Source organism: Lentzea sp. NPDC051838, from assembly GCF_040681245.1.
GTDB lineage: Bacteria > Actinomycetota > Actinomycetes > Mycobacteriales > Pseudonocardiaceae > Lentzea.
The window spans coordinates 228,909-244,386 of sequence record NZ_JBFAYI010000007.1; the positions used below are offsets into that span (position 1 = coordinate 228,909).

The 15,478-nt window shown below is 67.1% G+C and carries 18 protein-coding genes; 10 read left to right on the forward strand and 8 right to left on the reverse strand.

Going from position 1 to position 15,478, the window contains the following annotated elements; translation table 11 throughout:
* Nucleotides 1-12 precede the first annotated feature (12 nt).
* From AB0M24_RS19230 to AB0M24_RS19240, 3 genes are all read right to left on the reverse strand, one after another.
* On the reverse strand, nucleotides 13-360 hold the full coding sequence (locus tag AB0M24_RS19230; protein WP_363768965.1) for a hypothetical protein: 348 nt from the start codon (nucleotides 358-360) through the stop codon (nucleotides 13-15).
* Nucleotides 361-462: 102 nt separating this feature from the next.
* A complete protein-coding gene (locus tag AB0M24_RS19235; protein WP_363768967.1) occupies nucleotides 463-666 on the reverse strand; it encodes a hypothetical protein in 204 nt (67 codons plus the stop codon).
* Nucleotides 618-938 (reverse strand): HNH endonuclease signature motif containing protein, encoded by a 321-nt coding sequence (locus AB0M24_RS19240; protein WP_363768970.1) that lies wholly within the window; start codon nucleotides 936-938, stop codon nucleotides 618-620. The genes AB0M24_RS19235 and AB0M24_RS19240 overlap by 49 nt, the downstream gene beginning before the upstream one ends.
* 82 nt (nucleotides 939-1,020) lie before the next feature.
* Here AB0M24_RS19240 and AB0M24_RS19245 point away from each other — a divergent pair, with 82 nt between their 5' ends.
* The gene (locus AB0M24_RS19245) at nucleotides 1,021-1,572 is read left to right on the forward strand and encodes a hypothetical protein (protein ID WP_363768973.1); all 552 of its coding nucleotides are present in this window, start codon (nucleotides 1,021-1,023) and stop codon (nucleotides 1,570-1,572) included.
* On the opposite strand, the gene AB0M24_RS19250 is transcribed toward AB0M24_RS19245, so the two are convergent.
* A complete protein-coding gene (locus AB0M24_RS19250) occupies nucleotides 1,547-4,444 on the reverse strand; it encodes a Shedu anti-phage system protein SduA domain-containing protein (protein WP_363768976.1) in 2,898 nt (965 codons plus the stop codon). The two genes, AB0M24_RS19245 and AB0M24_RS19250, sit on opposite strands and share 26 nt — an antisense overlap.
* On the opposite strand from AB0M24_RS19250, the gene AB0M24_RS19255 reads away from it, so the two are divergent.
* Nucleotides 4,338-5,015, forward strand: a complete 678-nt coding sequence (locus AB0M24_RS19255; protein ID WP_363768979.1) for an SDR family oxidoreductase — start codon at nucleotides 4,338-4,340, stop codon at nucleotides 5,013-5,015. The two genes, AB0M24_RS19250 and AB0M24_RS19255, sit on opposite strands and share 107 nt — an antisense overlap.
* Before the next feature lie 33 nt (nucleotides 5,016-5,048).
* A complete protein-coding gene (locus AB0M24_RS19260) occupies nucleotides 5,049-5,930 on the forward strand; it encodes an ADP-ribosylglycohydrolase family protein (protein ID WP_363768982.1) in 882 nt (293 codons plus the stop codon).
* Here AB0M24_RS19260 and AB0M24_RS19265 read toward each other — a convergent pair.
* Nucleotides 5,927-6,385 (reverse strand): CGNR zinc finger domain-containing protein, encoded by a 459-nt coding sequence (locus tag AB0M24_RS19265; RefSeq protein ID WP_363768985.1) that lies wholly within the window; start codon nucleotides 6,383-6,385, stop codon nucleotides 5,927-5,929. The two genes, AB0M24_RS19260 and AB0M24_RS19265, sit on opposite strands and share 4 nt — an antisense overlap.
* A 45-nt stretch (nucleotides 6,386-6,430) precedes the next feature.
* Between AB0M24_RS19265 and AB0M24_RS19270 the strand changes: the two genes are divergently transcribed.
* The 3 genes from AB0M24_RS19270 to AB0M24_RS19280 are packed head-to-tail and all read left to right on the forward strand — an operon-like array spanning nucleotide 6,431 to nucleotide 10,472.
* Nucleotides 6,431-7,267 carry an alpha/beta hydrolase gene (locus AB0M24_RS19270; protein WP_363768988.1) on the forward strand — a complete coding sequence of 279 codons (837 nt, stop codon included), beginning with the start codon at nucleotides 6,431-6,433 and terminating at the stop codon, nucleotides 7,265-7,267.
* 51 nt (nucleotides 7,268-7,318) lie between these two features.
* The gene (locus AB0M24_RS19275) at nucleotides 7,319-9,805 is read left to right on the forward strand and encodes a PEP/pyruvate-binding domain-containing protein (protein WP_363768991.1); all 2,487 of its coding nucleotides are present in this window, start codon (nucleotides 7,319-7,321) and stop codon (nucleotides 9,803-9,805) included.
* 10 nt (nucleotides 9,806-9,815) lie between these two features.
* Nucleotides 9,816-10,472: an EcsC family protein gene (locus tag AB0M24_RS19280; protein ID WP_363768994.1), complete on the forward strand. Its 657-nt coding sequence runs from the start codon at nucleotides 9,816-9,818 to the stop codon at nucleotides 10,470-10,472.
* On the opposite strand, the gene AB0M24_RS19285 is transcribed toward AB0M24_RS19280, so the two are convergent.
* Entirely contained in the window at nucleotides 10,469-11,227 is a 759-nt protein-coding gene (locus AB0M24_RS19285; protein WP_363768997.1) for a hypothetical protein, read from the reverse strand. The genes AB0M24_RS19280 and AB0M24_RS19285 overlap by 4 nt on opposite strands.
* A 315-nt stretch (nucleotides 11,228-11,542) precedes the next feature.
* On the opposite strand from AB0M24_RS19285, the gene AB0M24_RS19290 reads away from it, so the two are divergent.
* The 4 genes from AB0M24_RS19290 to AB0M24_RS19305 all read left to right on the forward strand — a co-directional run bounded on the left by AB0M24_RS19290 (nucleotide 11,543) and on the right by AB0M24_RS19305 (nucleotide 14,353).
* Complete coding sequence (locus AB0M24_RS19290; RefSeq protein ID WP_363769000.1) at nucleotides 11,543-12,484, forward strand: hypothetical protein; 942 nt, start codon at nucleotides 11,543-11,545, stop codon at nucleotides 12,482-12,484.
* Nucleotides 12,485-12,658: 174 nt separating this feature from the next.
* A complete protein-coding gene (locus AB0M24_RS19295) occupies nucleotides 12,659-12,823 on the forward strand; it encodes a hypothetical protein (RefSeq protein WP_363769003.1) in 165 nt (54 codons plus the stop codon).
* A 144-nt stretch (nucleotides 12,824-12,967) separates the two neighbouring features.
* Nucleotides 12,968-13,396 (forward strand): CBS domain-containing protein, encoded by a 429-nt coding sequence (locus tag AB0M24_RS19300; protein ID WP_363769006.1) that lies wholly within the window; start codon nucleotides 12,968-12,970, stop codon nucleotides 13,394-13,396.
* Nucleotides 13,397-13,423: 27 nt separating this feature from the next.
* Entirely contained in the window at nucleotides 13,424-14,353 is a 930-nt protein-coding gene (locus AB0M24_RS19305) for an MBL fold metallo-hydrolase (RefSeq protein WP_363769009.1), read from the forward strand.
* Nucleotides 14,354-14,458: 105 nt separating this feature from the next.
* Here AB0M24_RS19305 and AB0M24_RS19310 read toward each other — a convergent pair whose 3' ends face one another.
* A complete protein-coding gene (locus AB0M24_RS19310; protein WP_363769012.1) occupies nucleotides 14,459-15,004 on the reverse strand; it encodes an SRPBCC domain-containing protein in 546 nt (181 codons plus the stop codon).
* A complete protein-coding gene (locus AB0M24_RS19315; RefSeq protein ID WP_363769015.1) occupies nucleotides 14,988-15,335 on the reverse strand; it encodes a metalloregulator ArsR/SmtB family transcription factor in 348 nt (115 codons plus the stop codon). Before AB0M24_RS19315 ends, AB0M24_RS19310 begins: the two co-directional genes overlap by 17 nt.
* Between the last annotated feature and the right edge of the window lie 143 nt (nucleotides 15,336-15,478).

A 15,478-nucleotide genomic window follows, 5' to 3' on the forward strand; every position in this document is an offset into this window, starting at 1 on the left:
CATTCGTCGTTTTCAGGGGGAGTGGTGGGTTTTCTGCTCGCGGGATACCGGGTGGCGACGACCGAACCCGGCCTGGTGTCGATGAGCGACTGCGTGGTGGACGTCGCCGAGGAGACGTTCTTCGACGATCGCGGGCAGGCCGAGCGGGTGTGCGCCGGCGCACTCGGTGCTCACGTGCTCGCGGTGGGGGTTCATCGTGAGCACGTTCTCGCGTCGCGCGAACCGATGCCCGACGGTGACGTGCTCGGATACGAGCTCGTCGGCCTGGATCCGGACATGCTGTTCTGGCACACGTGGAGGTGCCTCGGCGGGCTGGTGGAGGACGTCCGTGCCGCGACCGGTGTCGTCCCCGGGACGCACGGCCTGATCCAGGACGCCGAGCAGGCGAGCTTGCGGCGCGGTGGCTCACCGCGTCGGGTCTCGGTGACCCGAAGGTCTTCGAGTGGTCGGTGGCGCAGCTCGTCAGGCCGCTTCCGGAAGCGTGATGCCGTGGCGGTCCGCCAGCTTCTTCTCGATCTCCGCGATCATGCACGCGATGGTCGACGGGTTGAGGCCTTCCCCGAAGCGGTCGACGGTCTGCGCGAACTCGGTGGCCGCCAGCTCACGGCATTCAGCGGTCAGGTCACCGGCGTCCGTGAAGCACGCCAGCGGCTTCCGTCCGAACATGACCTCGAACTCCTCCCCCCGCGGATCGTCCAGTACGTGTCGTCAGAGGAGACCCGTGTCGCCCGCAGCCACCTCCACATGTACTGCGGGTCCTGGTGGTTCGGCGCCTCGCGACGGCAGCGTCCGCACAGCAGCACCAGGTTGTCGGCCGAGTCCGTGCCGCCCAGCGACTCCGGCACGATCAGGCACTGCTCCAGCAGCGACTTGTAGCCGCAACGCCAGCACCGGTCGTGGGCCTCGCCCCAGTGTTCGGCGACCTGCTCGTCGATCATGCGTCCTCCCCGTCGTCGACACTCCTTGTCGGTGACGAAGGCGATTGCGTTTCATCTCCCCGCAACTGATAGAACAACCGGAATGCGCTCGTTCGACGACTTACGCGGTTACCTGCTCGGCCAGCTGAACGCCGCCGTCCGCCGCCCCGGCATGTACGGGGGCGAGCCGGTGATCCTGACGTTGCTGGACGCGCTGGCGTTCGCCGACGACCGCACCGACCGCTGGCAGACGGAGCTCGACGCGCTCGTGGCGCGCGGGGCGGCCAACGCGGCGATGGTGAGCGGCGCGGTGCACGAGGTGCTCGGGCACCGCAGCGAGGACGTCATGGCGTCGGTGTACGCGGATCTCGCCCATCGGCAGGGGTGGCTGTCGCTCGACGCGGACAGCCGGATTCCCGGTGTGCTGGGCGAACGCGACTGCGGGCTCGACGACGTGATCGCCGAGTACGGTGAGCCGCCGTTGTGGCTGGGCGGCACCAACCCGAAGTACTCGAAGACGCTCGGCTACCCGGACCGGTCGGGGTCGCTGGTGTTCTTCCACTTCATGCCGGAACTGCGGCTGATGGCGACGCGGCGCGGGGACGGCGGGTTCCGCGACAGCTTCGTGTTCACCCCTGCTGGGCTATCTCGCTGAGCTCAGGCTTGCCGATGAGGTCGAGCACTCGTTCCGCGCGCTCCAACAGCTGTTGGTAAGTGATCACCTCAACTCGACTGAGATGGCTGTTGAAGATGCGAAGCGTCTCGTGGATCTCCGCCGGCGTCAGATCCTCTTGGAAATCCGGGTGTCCAACGACAACCGTCGCACTCGCACGTCGGGTGTCGATGGAGAACTCGTTGAGCAGGCTTGCTCGCTGTTCGTCCAGGAGCGTCAGGTAGTTCATGGTCTGGCCGACGGCCTCGTTCACCACACCAGCGACGATGAGGCCGTTGCGGTGGCGTCGTACGGCCGCCGCGTCCGCTCGCTTCAGTTCCACGACGTGCAGCACGCCATCCGGCTGAAGCAACGGGATGTCGAGTTCTATCGTCTCGACGAGACGGCGCCGTACTGCTTCTCCGACGAACTCCCCACCGAACATCCACCACGCGTTGGTGAGCGCGGTTTGAAGATCCCGTTCCTGGCTGCCGTGCTTCTTCGCGACCTCTTGCACGGCTCTCAGTTGACCCCGTCGGACGTGGAGCTGAAGCGCGGACAGAAGTTCTGCTCCATCGCCTTGCTCCAACAGCCGAACAACCTCTGCCGGCAGGCCCGCAACGTCACTGGTGGGCTCAGGATCGTCATCAGGTTCGACCCACCACTGCTTCTTCAATCTGCGTCTGTGCAAGGCGGCATTCAGCGCGTATCTGCATTCAGCCGGACTTAGTCCACCATCCCCGACACCGTAACCGAACCCGCGGAGGTGCATGTTCAGGTCGCTGGTGTCGACTGGAGGTTTCTTGGGAGGGTTTGTGGCTACGGTCTCTACGCGCCTGGCGAGCTGCGGCAACCCGTGCACCGTGAAGAGGTTCCGGAGAAACAGCGCACGCTGCTCGTCGTCGTAGATGTGTTCAGAGTCGAGTTCGAGGCCGTTGAGACCCCGGTCGCGTTCCTGCAGGAACAAGCGGAAGATCGCAGGTATGCGGCCCGCGAGCCAGGAGAAGGTAGTACTCCTGATGCGGGAGCAGGGGAACAGTCGATGGATCGCGTGCGTCGGCAAGGGCATCTGGTGCTCATGAAACACAGCAAAGGTGTCGCCGTGGTGAGCGGTGCAGATTCCGTCGAGCAGTCCTATCCAGCGCAGTGTGGTTCTCGTCCACGCGGCAAGGACTTGGTCTGGGAGATCTGGCAGCCTCTCACCGACCGCTTGGCGGGCCCAGTCCGCTTGTTCCGCCGAGACTCTGCTCGCCGCGGAGTTCGGAGGTTCACCTTCCTTCACCAGCTTGAGAAACTTCGGAAGTACGTGCCGGGTCACGAGATCTCTCACATCCCACTCCGTGAGGCGATCCAGTGACCTGAACTCATGCACGGCGACCTTGTTGAACCTCGCGTACTTGCGCTGTTTGGTCCGCTGCCTCGAGCGCTTGTTCGTGCACAACCAGGCCGCGGCCACCATCACCGGAAGCCGTTCTTCGAGCTTCTCGGACAGGACGTCGAGGAACGACTCCCGGCGCTCGCGGCATTGCTTCCACAGCCTGGCAAGCGGCATCTTGGCCACGGTCGGATGGAGGACTCGAATGCTGCTGACGTCGAAGGCGGTGAGATCGACCACGTCTTCCTTCAGCCGCAACACGTAGGAGTCGGTTTGGCCATCGAACTCGACGAGCGCGAGCCCCGCCGTGAAGTGATCCGCCATCGGGCCGACCGGCACACAATGCACTCGGCCAGGTGACACCAAGTCTGCGATGGCGCCTTTCCGAGGCTGAACCTGCACGATCTCACGTGCCTTCTGCTTCAACCCAACGCACTCGCTGTCGCCATGCCACAACTGCCCTGACTTGGTGCACCACAGCGTCAGTTCGGAACCTGCCAACGGACCCAACGGGATGTCCGCGTCGGTCAACGTCACGCTTGCCTCGCGATCTCGATGAATTCGGCTATCAAAGCCGTGTGCCTGTGCGCGGACCACGCCAGAGCGACCTCGTTCGGCGCGATGTCCTCGATCGGCACGTGCACCAGGTCGCCGCGCGAGTAGAACACCGCGGTCGACAACGGCAACACGGCAACGCCGCCGTGTATCGCCACGTGCTCCAGCTTCTCCTCGACGGACCGGAAACCCCGGCGGGTCGGTGTGCTGCACGCGCCGCTCGCCGGACAGGTCCGCCGCCAGCACGCTTTCCTTGCCCGCCAACCGATGCGTCGCCGGCACCACGGCCACGCGCGGCTCGGTGAACAGCGGCACGACGCTCAACCCCGCCGCGGGAACCGGCAACCGCACGTACCCGACGTCCACGCGCCCGTCGTGGATCACCTCGACCTGGTCCTCCCACGTCGTGCGCACCACGTCGACCCGCAGCCCGGGGTGCCGCGACGACAGCACCCGCACGGCAGCCGTCACGATCAGGCCCGGCATGAAGCCGACCGTGAACGTGTCCGTCACCCCAACCCGCCGCAGCAACGCCGACGCCGACGCGAGCAACGGACGCGCGTCGGCCAGCAGCTGGGCACCTGCCGGAGTGAGTTCGGTCCCCTTCGACGACCGGTCGAACAGCTGCACCTTCAGCTCCGCCTCCAACGCGCGGATCTGCCGCGACAGCACGGGCTGCGCGATGTGCAGTGCCTCGGCGGCGCGGCCGAAGCTGAGCTGCTCCGCGACCGCCACGAAGTACCGCAGCTTCCGCAGGTCCAGGTCCATACCTGAAGGGTATGACAGACGACAGGACAGGTCTTGGACCACGCGCCCACCGCAGGCGCACGCTGGAGACATGAAATCCACACTGGACGGACAGCGGGTCGCGATCCTCGGCGGCTCCTCGGGAATCGGCCTCGCGACGGCTCGGGCGGCGCGAGACCAGGGCGCCGAAGTCACCATCGTCTCGCGCAAACCACAGCCCCAGCCCGGAATCGCTACGCACGCGGCCGACCTGACCGATCCCGACGCCATCACGCGAGCCTTCGAGGCGATCGGCGAGATCGACCACCTCGTCTACACGGCGGGGGAGCCGCTCGAACTGATGACGCTCGAAGACTTCGACCGCGACCGCGCGAGGTCCTTCTTCGGCCTCAGGTACTTCAGCGTGCTCGACACCGTCAAAGCCGCGCGGGTCACCACCTCGATCACCCTCACCACGGGCATCGCCAAGGACCGGCCAGGCCCGGGCTGGGCGGTCGCGGCGAGCATCTGCGGCGCGGTCGAGGCGCTCACCAAGGCGCTCGCGGTCGAGCTGGCACCGTTGCGGGTCAACGCGGTCAGCTCCGGCGTGGTGCGCAGCCCGTTGTGGGGACCGGACGCCGAGCAGCTCTACACCGACGTCGGCAAGACGCTGCCGTTGCAGAGGGTCGGCGAGGTCGAGCAGATCGCCCACGCCTACCTGTACCTGATGACGCAGCCGTGGTCGACCGGCACGATTCTCACGGTCGACGGAGGTACCGTGATCGGCTGAATTCCGTTGCGAGGCCAGGTAAAATCGCAGGTGATGCGCATAGTTCTGCATGCTCGTGCGCGCCTGGATCTCGCATACGCCTCGCTCGACGGGCTCTCCGTCGGCGACGCTCTGGGCGCACAGTTCTTCATGGTCGGCCGCTCGCTGTCCGACCTCGTGGCCGGCACGCCGCCACGAGGGCCCTGGGAGTGGACCGACGACACCGAAATGGCCTGCAACCTCGTCGCCGAGCTTCGCGATCACGGTGACGTGGAACAAAACCGGCTCGCGGCCACGTTCGCCGATCGCTGCGAGCCCTATCGCGGTTACGGCGCGGGGGCTTTCACCATCCTGCGCAAGATTCGCCAAGGCACGCCGTGGAAAGAGGCGGCCGGGAGCGCGTTCGACGGTCAGGGTTCGTGCGGCAACGGCGCCGCGATGAGGATCGCCCCGCTCGGCGCGTACTTCGCCGACGACCCGAAAACGCTGACGGTCAAAGCGATCCAGGCGAGCGAGGTCACCCACCAGCACCCGGAGGGCATTGCGGGCGGAGTGGCCGTGGCCCACGCCGCGGCCATCGCGGCGAAGGCACGCCTGACGGGCGGCGAGCCAGACCTGCTCGCGGGAGTGCTCGACCACCTCGAAGGAAACTCCTTCGTGCGCAAGGGAATCGAGAAGGCGCGCACCATCGGAACCGCCGAGGAAGCCGCGTACGTCCTCGGCAACGGCTCCCGCGTCACGGCCCAGGACACCGTGCCGTTCACGCTGTGGGTCGCCGCGCACCACCTCGACGACTACCGCAAGGCGATCACGACGTGTGTGCAGGCCGGGGGAGACGTCGACACGACGGCCGCCATCGTCGGCGGCATCGTCGCCACACCACCGGAAGAATGGGTCGCGGAACGCGAAGCGCTTCCCGACTGGGTAGACCGCTAATCCTTGTGCCGCTGGTAGTACCGCGCCACCCGCACCCGGTTCCCGCACGTCGCGGGGTCGCACCACCGGCGTCGCGGGTGCGCGGGCACGAACAGCAGCCGGCACCCCGGCCCCTCGCACGTCTTCACCTTCCGCACGGCCGGTGACGCCAGCAGTTCCGCCGCCGCCCCCGCCAGCACCGCGAGCCCCCGCGCCACCTCGTCGCCCTCCCGCGAGCGCGCCACGACAACCCCGTCGGTCCAGGTCAGAACCTCGAACGACGGGGCACCGCGCAACGCCGCGTTCAACGGCGCCAGATCGGGCTCAGTGCCGTCCCGTGCCGCGAGCACCGCCGCCTCGACGTGCCCTCGCAGCTCCAAGAACGCCTCCGACCAGGGCAAACCCTGCGCGGACAACCACTCCTCCAAGTGGTCGTCCCCGGACGTCAGCGTGTTGACGAAGTCGATCGCAAGCACGAACTAACTGTACAACACGCGGAGTACCCATTAGCCTAATGCGTCATGACGACAAAGACGCATGTGACTAGGCACCGGTTCGTCGACGTCGACGGCATGAAGGTCTTCTACCGGGAGGCGGGCGACCCGGACGCGCCCAAGCTCCTGCTCCTGCACGGCTTCCCGTCCGCCTCGCACCAGTACGCGCGGCTCATCGAGGAGCTCAAGGACGACTTCCACATCGTCGCGCCGGACAACCCGGGCTCCGGCCACAGCGACGCTCCCGAGCGGCCCTACACGTTCGACTTCCTCGCCGACACCGTCGAGAAGTTCCTGGAAACGCTGAACTTCACGGGTTTCACCATGTACGTCTTCGACTTCGGCGCCCCGGTCGGCTTCCGCGTCGCGACGCGGCACCCCGAGTGGGTCAAGGGTCTGATCGTCCAGAACGGCAACGCCTACGAGGACGGGCTCTCCGACCTCGCCAAGGGGTTCGTCGGCAACCGCGACCCGCAGGCCGCCCGAGACCTGCTCGCGGTGGAGTACACGAAGTTCGGCTACCTCGAAGGCGCGCGCGACCCCGAGACGATCTCGCCCGACACGTGGACGCTCGACCAGCACTACCTCGACCTGCGCCCGCAGCCCCAGGTCGACCTCTTCCTCGACTACCACACCAACGTCGCCAAGTACCCGGAATGGCAGGCCTACCTGCGCGAACACCAGCCGCCGACGCTCATCACGTGGGGCAAGGGCGACCCGTTCTTCATCGAGCCTGGCGCCAAGGCGTACCTGCGGGACCTGCCGGACGCCCAGCTGCACCTGCTCGACACCGGCCACTTCGCGCTGGAGGAGAACCTGACGGAGATCGCCGCGCTGATCAGGGCGTTTACCCCGACGGTGTGATTTATTCATCACGTGTTGAGTTTTCGTCCCGACGCTCGTAACCTCAGCGCCATGGACGACTACTGCGTGGACTTCGGGGCCATCGACGGCACGATGCTCGCGACGGTCGGTGGCAAGGCCGCCAACCTCGGCGAGCTCACGAGGGCTGGATTGCCGGTGCCGCAGGGTTTCTGCGTCACGACGGACGCTTACCGCGCCGTCGCCGAGGCGGACGAGCTGGCCGCCACGACCCCCGAGAACGCCCGCAGGACGCTGGTGGAGACCCCTGTGCCGCAGGCGATCCGGGACGCCATCGTCGCCGAGTACCGCAAGCTCGGTGAGAACGTCCCGGTCGCGGTGCGGTCCAGCGCCACCGCGGAGGACCTGCCGTTCGCGAGCTTCGCGGGCCAGCAGGACACGTTCCTCAACGTCGTGGGGGAGGGCGAGGTCGTCGACGCGGTCCGTCGGTGCTGGGCTTCGCTGTGGACCGATCGCGCTGTCAGCTACCGCGAGACGAACGGCATCGACCACACCACCACGTACCTCGCTGTTGTGGTGCAACGGATGGTGCAGTCCGCGGTGTCCGGCGTGATGTTCACGGCGAACCCGGTCACCGGCAAGCGCGACCAGATCGTCATCGACGCGAGCCCCGGCCTCGGCGAGGCCGTCGTGTCCGGTGCGGTCAACCCGGACCACTTCGTCGTCGACGGCCGCGAGATCGTCGAGAAGCGGCTGGGGGACAAGAAGTTCCTCATCCGCTCACTGCCTGGAGGCGGTACCGAGCACGTCGAGGTCGGCGAGAACGAGGAGCAGTGCCTGACCGACGGGCAGATCCACGCGCTCGCCGTCCTCGGCCGCAAGGTGCAGCAGCACTACGGTTCGCCGCAGGACACCGAGTGGGCGATCGACGCGGACGGCGAGCTCCACCTCACCCAGGCGCGGCCGATCACGACGCTGTTCCCGTTGCCGGACAACACCGACGGCCGCGCGCACGTCTACTTCTGCTTCAGCCTCGCGCAGGGTCTCGAACGCCCGATCACGCCGATGGGCCGCGCGGCGTTCCGCGAGATCTCCAAGTCCGCCTTCGAGATCGTGATCGGTGACCCGACGAGCCAGTCCTATGTGGAGAACGGCGAGCGCATCTTCTTCGACGTCACCAAGGTTCTGCAGAGCCGGGTCGGCCGCGAGTTCGTCACGAAGCTGCTCGGCGTGATGGAGGCGCGCTCGTCCGAGGTGCTGCGCGGCCTGTTCGACGACCCGCGGTTCGCGATCAGGAACTCGTCGCCGACGCCGGCGATCAAGCGCGTGCTGCGACTCGCGCGACGGTTCAGCGCGCCGGCGACGGTGGGGAAGGCCCTGGTGAACCCGGAGAAGGCCGTGCGTACCGCGTTGCGGATGGAGCGCGACGTCCTGGAGATGTCCGCGAACCTCTCGATCGAACAGGCGCTGCGGCAGTGCGTCGTTCCGGTGCTGCCCAGGGTGGCCCCGACCGCGCTGATCGGCTTCGTGATGCTCGGCTTGGTCAGCAAGATCGTGAAGACGAAACCGGGCGAGCTGCAGACCGTGCTGCGCGGCCTGCCCAACAACATCACCACCGAGATGGACATGGCGATGTGGGACCTCGCGCAGGAGATCCGGCACGATCCCGTTGCGCTGCGGCAGTTCCAGAACGGTGAGCGCCCCGCCGCACTCGACCGCTTCCTCGCGAGGTGGGGTCACCGCGCCGTCGCGGAGATCGACCTCGGCCTGCCCCGGTGGTCCGACGACCCGGCGCACGTCATCGGCGTCGTGCGGAACTTCCTGCGCCTCGAAGACGACAAGGCAGCGCCGGACGCGGTCTTCGCACGCGGTGCCGCCGAAGCCGAAGCGATGATCGAAACGCTGGCACGACGGGCGTGGGGCCGCGGCTGGTTCGTGCGCTTCGCGTTGCGCCGCACCAGGTTGCTCGCGGGCCTGCGCGAGTACCCGAAGTACCTGGTCATCACGCTGTTCGGCGCGTTGCGCAAGCGCATCGCGGACCACGGCGCCGAACTGGCGGCTCAGGGCAGGCTCGCGGAGGCGGACGACGTCTACTTCCTCACCTTCGAGGAAATGCGCTCTGCACAAGGAGATCTGCGTCCGGTCGTGGCGGAGCGGCGTGAGGTCTACGACCGCGAGATGCGGCGCCGGCACATCCCGCGCGTCCTGCTCTCGGACGGCACCGAACCGGAAGCCGTGCACCACGGTGTCCCGGCGGAGGGCGATCTCGTCGGCACACCGGCGTCGGCGGGCACGATCACCGGCATCGCACGGGTCGTGATGGACCCGGTCGGCGCGCACCTCGAACCCGGCGAGATTCTCGTGGCGCCGTCGACGGATCCAGGTTGGACGCCGTTGTTCCTTACGGCGGGCGGCCTGGTGATGGAGATGGGCGGTTCGAACTCGCACGGCGCCGTTGTCGCGCGGGAGTACGGAATCCCGGCGGTCGTCGGAGTGCGGGAAGCCGTGACGCGCATCAAGACCGGCGAATGGATCACGGTTGACGGCAGTACGGGCGCAGTCACGACCGTCGACGCGTAATGTCGGGTTTGTGGCTGAGTCCAAGGGTGAGCTGAACAAGGTGCAGCAGGGCATCGCCGACTACCTGCTGCGAGCCGGTGTGGACGGGTTCGGCCCGTTCAAGAGCGCACGCGAGGCCGCGTCCGACGCGCTCGTCAAGAAGGGCGACGAGTCGGACGCGATCAAGCACCTCATCCGCACGCACGTCGCGCTGGCGGGCGCGCAGGGCTTCATCACGAACCTCGGCGGCCTGATCACGCTGCCGATCTCGATGCCGTCGAACGTCGCGGCAACCTACGTGATCCAGACGCACCTGATCGCGTCCATCGCGTCGATGCGCGGCCACGACGTCGACAGCGAAGAAGTGCAGACCGCCATCCTGCTGTGCCTGCTCGGCAACGCCGGAACCGAGCTGTTCAAAAAGGTCGGCATCAAGCAGTTCACCAAGAAGGCCGCGTCGGCGCTCATCACAAAATACGGTACAAAGAAACTCGGCACCCTCGCGGCCAAGGGAGTTCCGGTACTGGGCGGCGTCATCGGCGGTGGCGTCGACGCCGCCTCTACCAGAGCGGTCGGCGCATTCGCAAATCGCTACTTCACCCGCACGGACGTGTTGCCGAAGGTTATCGACGGCGAGGTGCTGTCCGTGGAGATCGAAGAAGCGGACGGAATGACCGATTCGCGCTAACTGAGCCGGTCGAGTGCCGCGCTGAACGCGTCCGGCGGGATGGCCACACCGCCGCTGAACGGGTTCTGCATCTGGTAGATCGCGAACAGCAGCAGGACCAGCGTCGAGCTCAGCGTGATCGTGATCAGCAGCTGCGAGATCAGGTTCGGGCCGCCGAACAGGTACGGGAACAGCAGCGACAGCCCGGTGCCGATCAGCAGCGCGAGCCACACGACGGGGTTGACCCCGTTGCCCGCCGCGTCCAGCCGCTCCTGTCGCGCCTGGTAGGCCTCCCAGAGCTGGTTCGCCGCCTCGGTCTTGCGGTCCTCCTGCCAGTCGCCGTCCGGTGCCGACGTCGCGATCGTCTCCCTGAGCTGGTTCAACGTGGCCCAGCCCTCGTTGCCGACGTCCTCGCCCTCGCGCATCCTCGGCCACTCCTGGTCGACGACGGTGCTGACGTAGTCGCGGATCAGCCCCTCCACCTTGGTCTTCGCGGGCTCCGGCAGCGAGTCCGACGACCAGTCGACTGCCACGAGCGCGTTGGCCTCCCGCTGCACCTGCTCCTCGGCGTTGTTCGACGAGTCGAACAGGGAGATCAGGATGAACGCGACCAGGACGGCGTGCAGGCCGGCGACGATGCTGAACACCGAACCGCCGGCGCTGAGGTTCTTCTCGCCGACTTCCTCCGAGCCGAACCGACGTGTGATGACGACGATGATGGCGGACAGGACGGCCGCACCGAGAACCCAGAGCAGGCCGGTGACGTAAATGCTCAATTCGGCTCCTTTCTGGTGTGGGATTAGACCACGGTCTACTGTGACCGCGACAGCACGGTCTGGTGAACGGCTAATGGTCAGGTGGGAATGCACGGCAACAGCAGCGATACCCGGTTGTCGTATTGGACTGCTCCATTCCGGTGGCGCGAGAATTTGCTTGCGTTGAGCACGATCTCGTCTCTTTTGGTGCTTTCCGCGCCGTTCACCAGCGCCGTTGCTCATGCTGCACCGCCGAACTGTGACGCATTTCAAGTTCGTTCATCCCATCGTGGTGATCTGTCGACGTTGGCGCGGCTGGACACGTCATCCGGTGGGGTGACGGAGATCGCTCGGCTGGACTACGCGGTGAACGCACTGGGGTACTCGCCGTCGTTGGGCCGATTGGTTGGACTCACCTCCAGGGGCCACGCGTGGTGGAAGAACCCGTCGCACGTCGTCCTGATCGACGCCAAGGGAGTGGTCAGCGACCTCGGACCCGTTGACGCGCACTGGTTCCGCACCGACGACGTGACCGCGGGCGCGGTCGTCGGCACCACGTTCTACGTGCGCGACAACGCGAGCCTGCGCGCGATCGACATCGACCCGGAGAGCCCCACGTACCTCAAGATCGTGCGCAGCGTCGTGCTGGGATGGCCGGCGCTCGCTCTCGACGACTTCACGTCGTTCAACGGCAAGCTGACCGGGGTGTCGGCGGCGGGCCACGGTCCGGGCGAGGTCGTGACGTTCGACCCGGTGACCGGCCGGGTGCTGAGCAGGACCGAGATCGAGGAGCTGCCGGGCAGGTCCGACTACGGCGCCGTCGTGATCGACTCGGCGGGCACGATCTTCGCGACCAACAACAACTTCCACGGCCGCAGCCGCGTCTACCGGGTCACCGACGCGGCGGTCGAACTGTCGTCCGGCCCCGCGATGGGCATGATCGACGGCGCGGGCTGCCTGCCGAACCCGATGCCCCCGCGCGCCGAACCTCCCGCCCCGCGCCCCGAGGTGCCCGCGCCCCCGCCGCCTCCGCCCGCTCCCGTGGCGCCGCCGGCTCCCGTTCCCGCTCCGGTGGTTCCCCCGCCCGTTGTGACACCGCCTTCCGCTGCGCCACAACCGGTTCCGGTGCGGGCGGCGCGGCAGAAACCGGAACCGCGCAGGGACCTGTCGTTGAAGGTCGAGTCCACGCCGCTGACCAAGTCCCGCAAGTGGGCGATGGTCACGATCGTCCTGGTGATGCTGGGCGCCGGCGCGGCCGCTGCCCGGGCCCGCGGATAAATCGGTTGGCGTGATCGGGCGGCGTCGCTACCGTTGCGGCATGTTCATCATCTGATGAGACCCCGCAGCGCGCTCGACGCTGCCCTCGCTTCGGTGACCCCTTTCGCGGGTCCTTCTTCCACGGCTGGTCTTTCGCCGTGTCCTTGCACGCCCTCTTCGTGAGGAGGCTTTCGCATGCCTGCCACCACCCCGCCCGACCCGTCCAACCGCGCTGCCCGCCGTGCCGCGCGCAAACAGGGCAAGACTGACCAGAACGCGCACTTCCCGCTGCCGCAGCAGCGGGTGCCGATGGTCCAGCCGCGCCAGTTCGCGACCCGTCGCCGCGGAGGATCCGCGTAGCCGACGCCGAACCAGGCGCGACACCAGCGGGGGACGCATTCGTTCGAGTGCGTCCCCTGCTCTCTTAGTGGCTTGATCTCCCGTTCTGTCCGAATCCGATCTAGCCTGAGGTGCCTACCGGACCGACAGGATCGGAGGCGCCAGATGAGGATCGCTGACGTGTTGCGGACCAAGGGATCGGCGGTCGCGACGATCGACCCGGACGTACCAGTGTCCGAGCTGCTCAGAGCGTTGTCCGAACACAACGTCGGCGCGATCGTCGTCGTCGGCGCCGGTGGCGTCGCGGGGATCGTGTCCGAGCGCGACGTCGTGCGCCGTCTGCACGAAACGGGCGCTGAACTGCTGTCTTCCCCGGTGTCGGCGATCATGACAGCCGACGTCTTCACCTGCTCCCCATCGGACACGGTGGACAGCCTCACGGTCGTGATGACCGAGAGGCGGTTCCGCCACGTACCCGTTCTGTCCGACGGGCAGCTGGTCGGCATCGTCAGCATCGGCGACGTCGTGAAGAGCCGGATAGGACAGTTGGAGCAGTCCGCGGACCAGCTGCAGGCCTACATCGCCCAGGGCTGACCGCTTGACCTGACTACGCTTGATCGGGTGAATCCTTCTCTGGGCCAGCCCGAACTGGTGGAAGTCGCACCGGGCGTCCACGCCTACATCCAGCCCGACGGCTCCTGGATGATCAACAACACCGGCGCGGTCATCGGCACCGATGACACGCTGCTGCTCGTGGACACCACTTCCACCGAGGCGCGCAACCGCGCGTTGTTCGCCTCGGTGGCGTCGGTGTCTTCGTCGGATCCTCGCTACGTCATCAACACCCACCACCACGGCGACCACACCTACGGCAACTGGCTCGTGCCGCCGTCGACGGTGATCGTCGGCCACGACGCCTGCCGCGACGAGGTGATCGCCGCCGGCCTGATCGCCGCGCAGGTGCTGACCGGCCCGGACTACGGCCACATCGAGGTACGCCCGCCGTCCCTCACCTATTCGTCTTCTCTGACGCTGCACCTCGGCTCGCGCGTCGTCGAGCTCCACCACCCGGGCCCGGCCCACACCCGTGGCGACACCGTCGTGTGGCTCCCCGCCGAACGCGTCCTCTTCACCGGCGACCTGGTCTTCGCGGGCGGCCAGCCGTTCCTCGCCGAGGGCAGCATCAGCGGCTACCAGTCGGCCCTCGAGTTCCTGCGCGCGTTCGACGCCGAGGTCGTCGTCCCCGGTCACGGTCCGCTACTGCGCGGCCCCGAAATCAACCGCGTCCTCGACGATCTCGCCGACTACACGACCTACCTCTCCTCGCTGGCCGCGTCCGGCCACGCCGCCTCCAAGCCACCGCTGGAAGTGGTCCAGGAGGCCGGCGAATCCCGTTTCTCAGCCTGGCAGGAGTCCGAGCGCCTGGTCGGCAACCTCCACCGCGCCTACCACGAGCTGGACGGCAAACCCTTGTCCGAGCGCGTCGACATCCCCCGCGTCTGGATGGACATGATGGCCCTGCACGGCGGCCCCATCGCCTGCCACGCCTGACAGAAACCAATATATCGGTTTATCAACCCGCCCCGACCAGCCACTTAGCAATGACTCTTTGGACTTCGTCGTCCAAAGAGTCATTGCAAAAGCAGGATTCGCGTTTCAGACCGCCCGGTCGATGCCCGGCGGCTCGGGTACGTTCTCGGACTTCGTGCCCGACGGCATCGCCCACATGAAGGCGCGCATCATCGCGTACTGGAACTTCAGGCCGGTGCCGACGTCGCCGGACTCGACGACCTGCTTGAGCGCGGCGAGGATGCCCTTCCAGGTCGTGTCGACCTTGTCGAGGCGCTTGACGTCCGCGGGCCAACCGGAGTTACGCAGCGTGACGCGCGTGCCGCCGTCGACCTCTTCGAGTTCCCACGAGACGACGGTCCACGGGTCGTCGCGCATGGTGAGCCGCTGCGTGTGGGAGAGCAGTCGTGGCGGGTCGACCTCGACGACGCGACCGACGACGAAGACCCGTTTGCCGTCGGTCGATCTGTAGTACAACGGCGCGCCCGGCTCCAGCTTCGAGTCGAGGACGACGTCCATCATGGCGCGCTGCTTGCCGTCGAGTTTGGTGATCTCCGCCCACACCTGCTCGATGGGCGCGGCGATCACGATGCTGTGCAGGAGCTCGGTACCCGGTTCAGCCAACGTCCTCATCCTCCTGTCCGGCGCCCTCGACCGCGTGCTTCAGGCCGACCAGCGCCGCTGCCCAGTTCTCCTCGTAGTGCGCGACCCACCGCTGGTGGATCTGCTGGATGGGCACGGGATTCAGGTGGTTGACCCGCTTCCGGCCCCGCGGCTCCACGAGCACCAGATCGGCCTCGCGGAGCACACCGAGGTGCTGCATGACGACGTGCCGGCTCGTCTCGAGCGCCTCCACCAGCTCGCCCGTGGTGCGCGGGCCGGTGCGCAGGACGTCGAGGATCGCGCGCCGCAGCGGGTTCGCCAGGGCGCGCCAGACGGCGTCGTCATCATGTGGCATCGTCATTACGTAATAGTTTTAACACCTATGCTGGTCGCGAGTCGAGACCGTTCGGCCAGATGATTGACTCCTGCGTCAACCGGTGATGTGATCACGCCCGCACCGGCGTTGGTGCAGACCTTTTCCCTAAATCCGCCGCCATGGATGTT

Bases quoted from the DNA above. Each gene is read 5' to 3' on its own strand.
- AB0M24_RS19240 (WP_363768970.1), bottom strand. From the start codon at position 938: ATGATCGACGAGCAGGTCGCCGAACACTGGGGCGAGGCCCACGACCGG.
- AB0M24_RS19270 (WP_363768988.1), top strand. From the start codon at position 6,431: ATGACGACAAAGACGCATGTGACTAGGCACCGGTTCGTCGACGTCGAC.
- AB0M24_RS19255 (WP_363768979.1), top strand. From the start codon at position 4,338: ATGAAATCCACACTGGACGGACAGCGGGTCGCGATCCTCGGCGGCTCC.
- AB0M24_RS19245 (WP_363768973.1), top strand. From the start codon at position 1,021: ATGCGCTCGTTCGACGACTTACGCGGTTACCTGCTCGGCCAGCTGAAC.
- AB0M24_RS19310 (WP_363769012.1), bottom strand. From the start codon at position 15,004: ATGAGGACGTTGGCTGAACCGGGTACCGAGCTCCTGCACAGCATCGTG.
- AB0M24_RS19260 (WP_363768982.1), top strand. From the start codon at position 5,049: ATGCGCATAGTTCTGCATGCTCGTGCGCGCCTGGATCTCGCATACGCC.
- AB0M24_RS19295 (WP_363769003.1), top strand. From the start codon at position 12,659: ATGCCTGCCACCACCCCGCCCGACCCGTCCAACCGCGCTGCCCGCCGT.
- AB0M24_RS19300 (WP_363769006.1), top strand. From the start codon at position 12,968: ATGAGGATCGCTGACGTGTTGCGGACCAAGGGATCGGCGGTCGCGACG.
- AB0M24_RS19275 (WP_363768991.1), top strand. From the start codon at position 7,319: ATGGACGACTACTGCGTGGACTTCGGGGCCATCGACGGCACGATGCTC.
- AB0M24_RS19315 (WP_363769015.1), bottom strand. From the start codon at position 15,335: ATGACGATGCCACATGATGACGACGCCGTCTGGCGCGCCCTGGCGAAC.
- AB0M24_RS19235 (WP_363768967.1), bottom strand. From the start codon at position 666: ATGTTCGGACGGAAGCCGCTGGCGTGCTTCACGGACGCCGGTGACCTG.
- AB0M24_RS19250 (WP_363768976.1), bottom strand. From the start codon at position 4,444: ATGGTGACTTCGGCGCCCTGGTCTCGCGCCGCCCGAGCCGTCGCGAGG.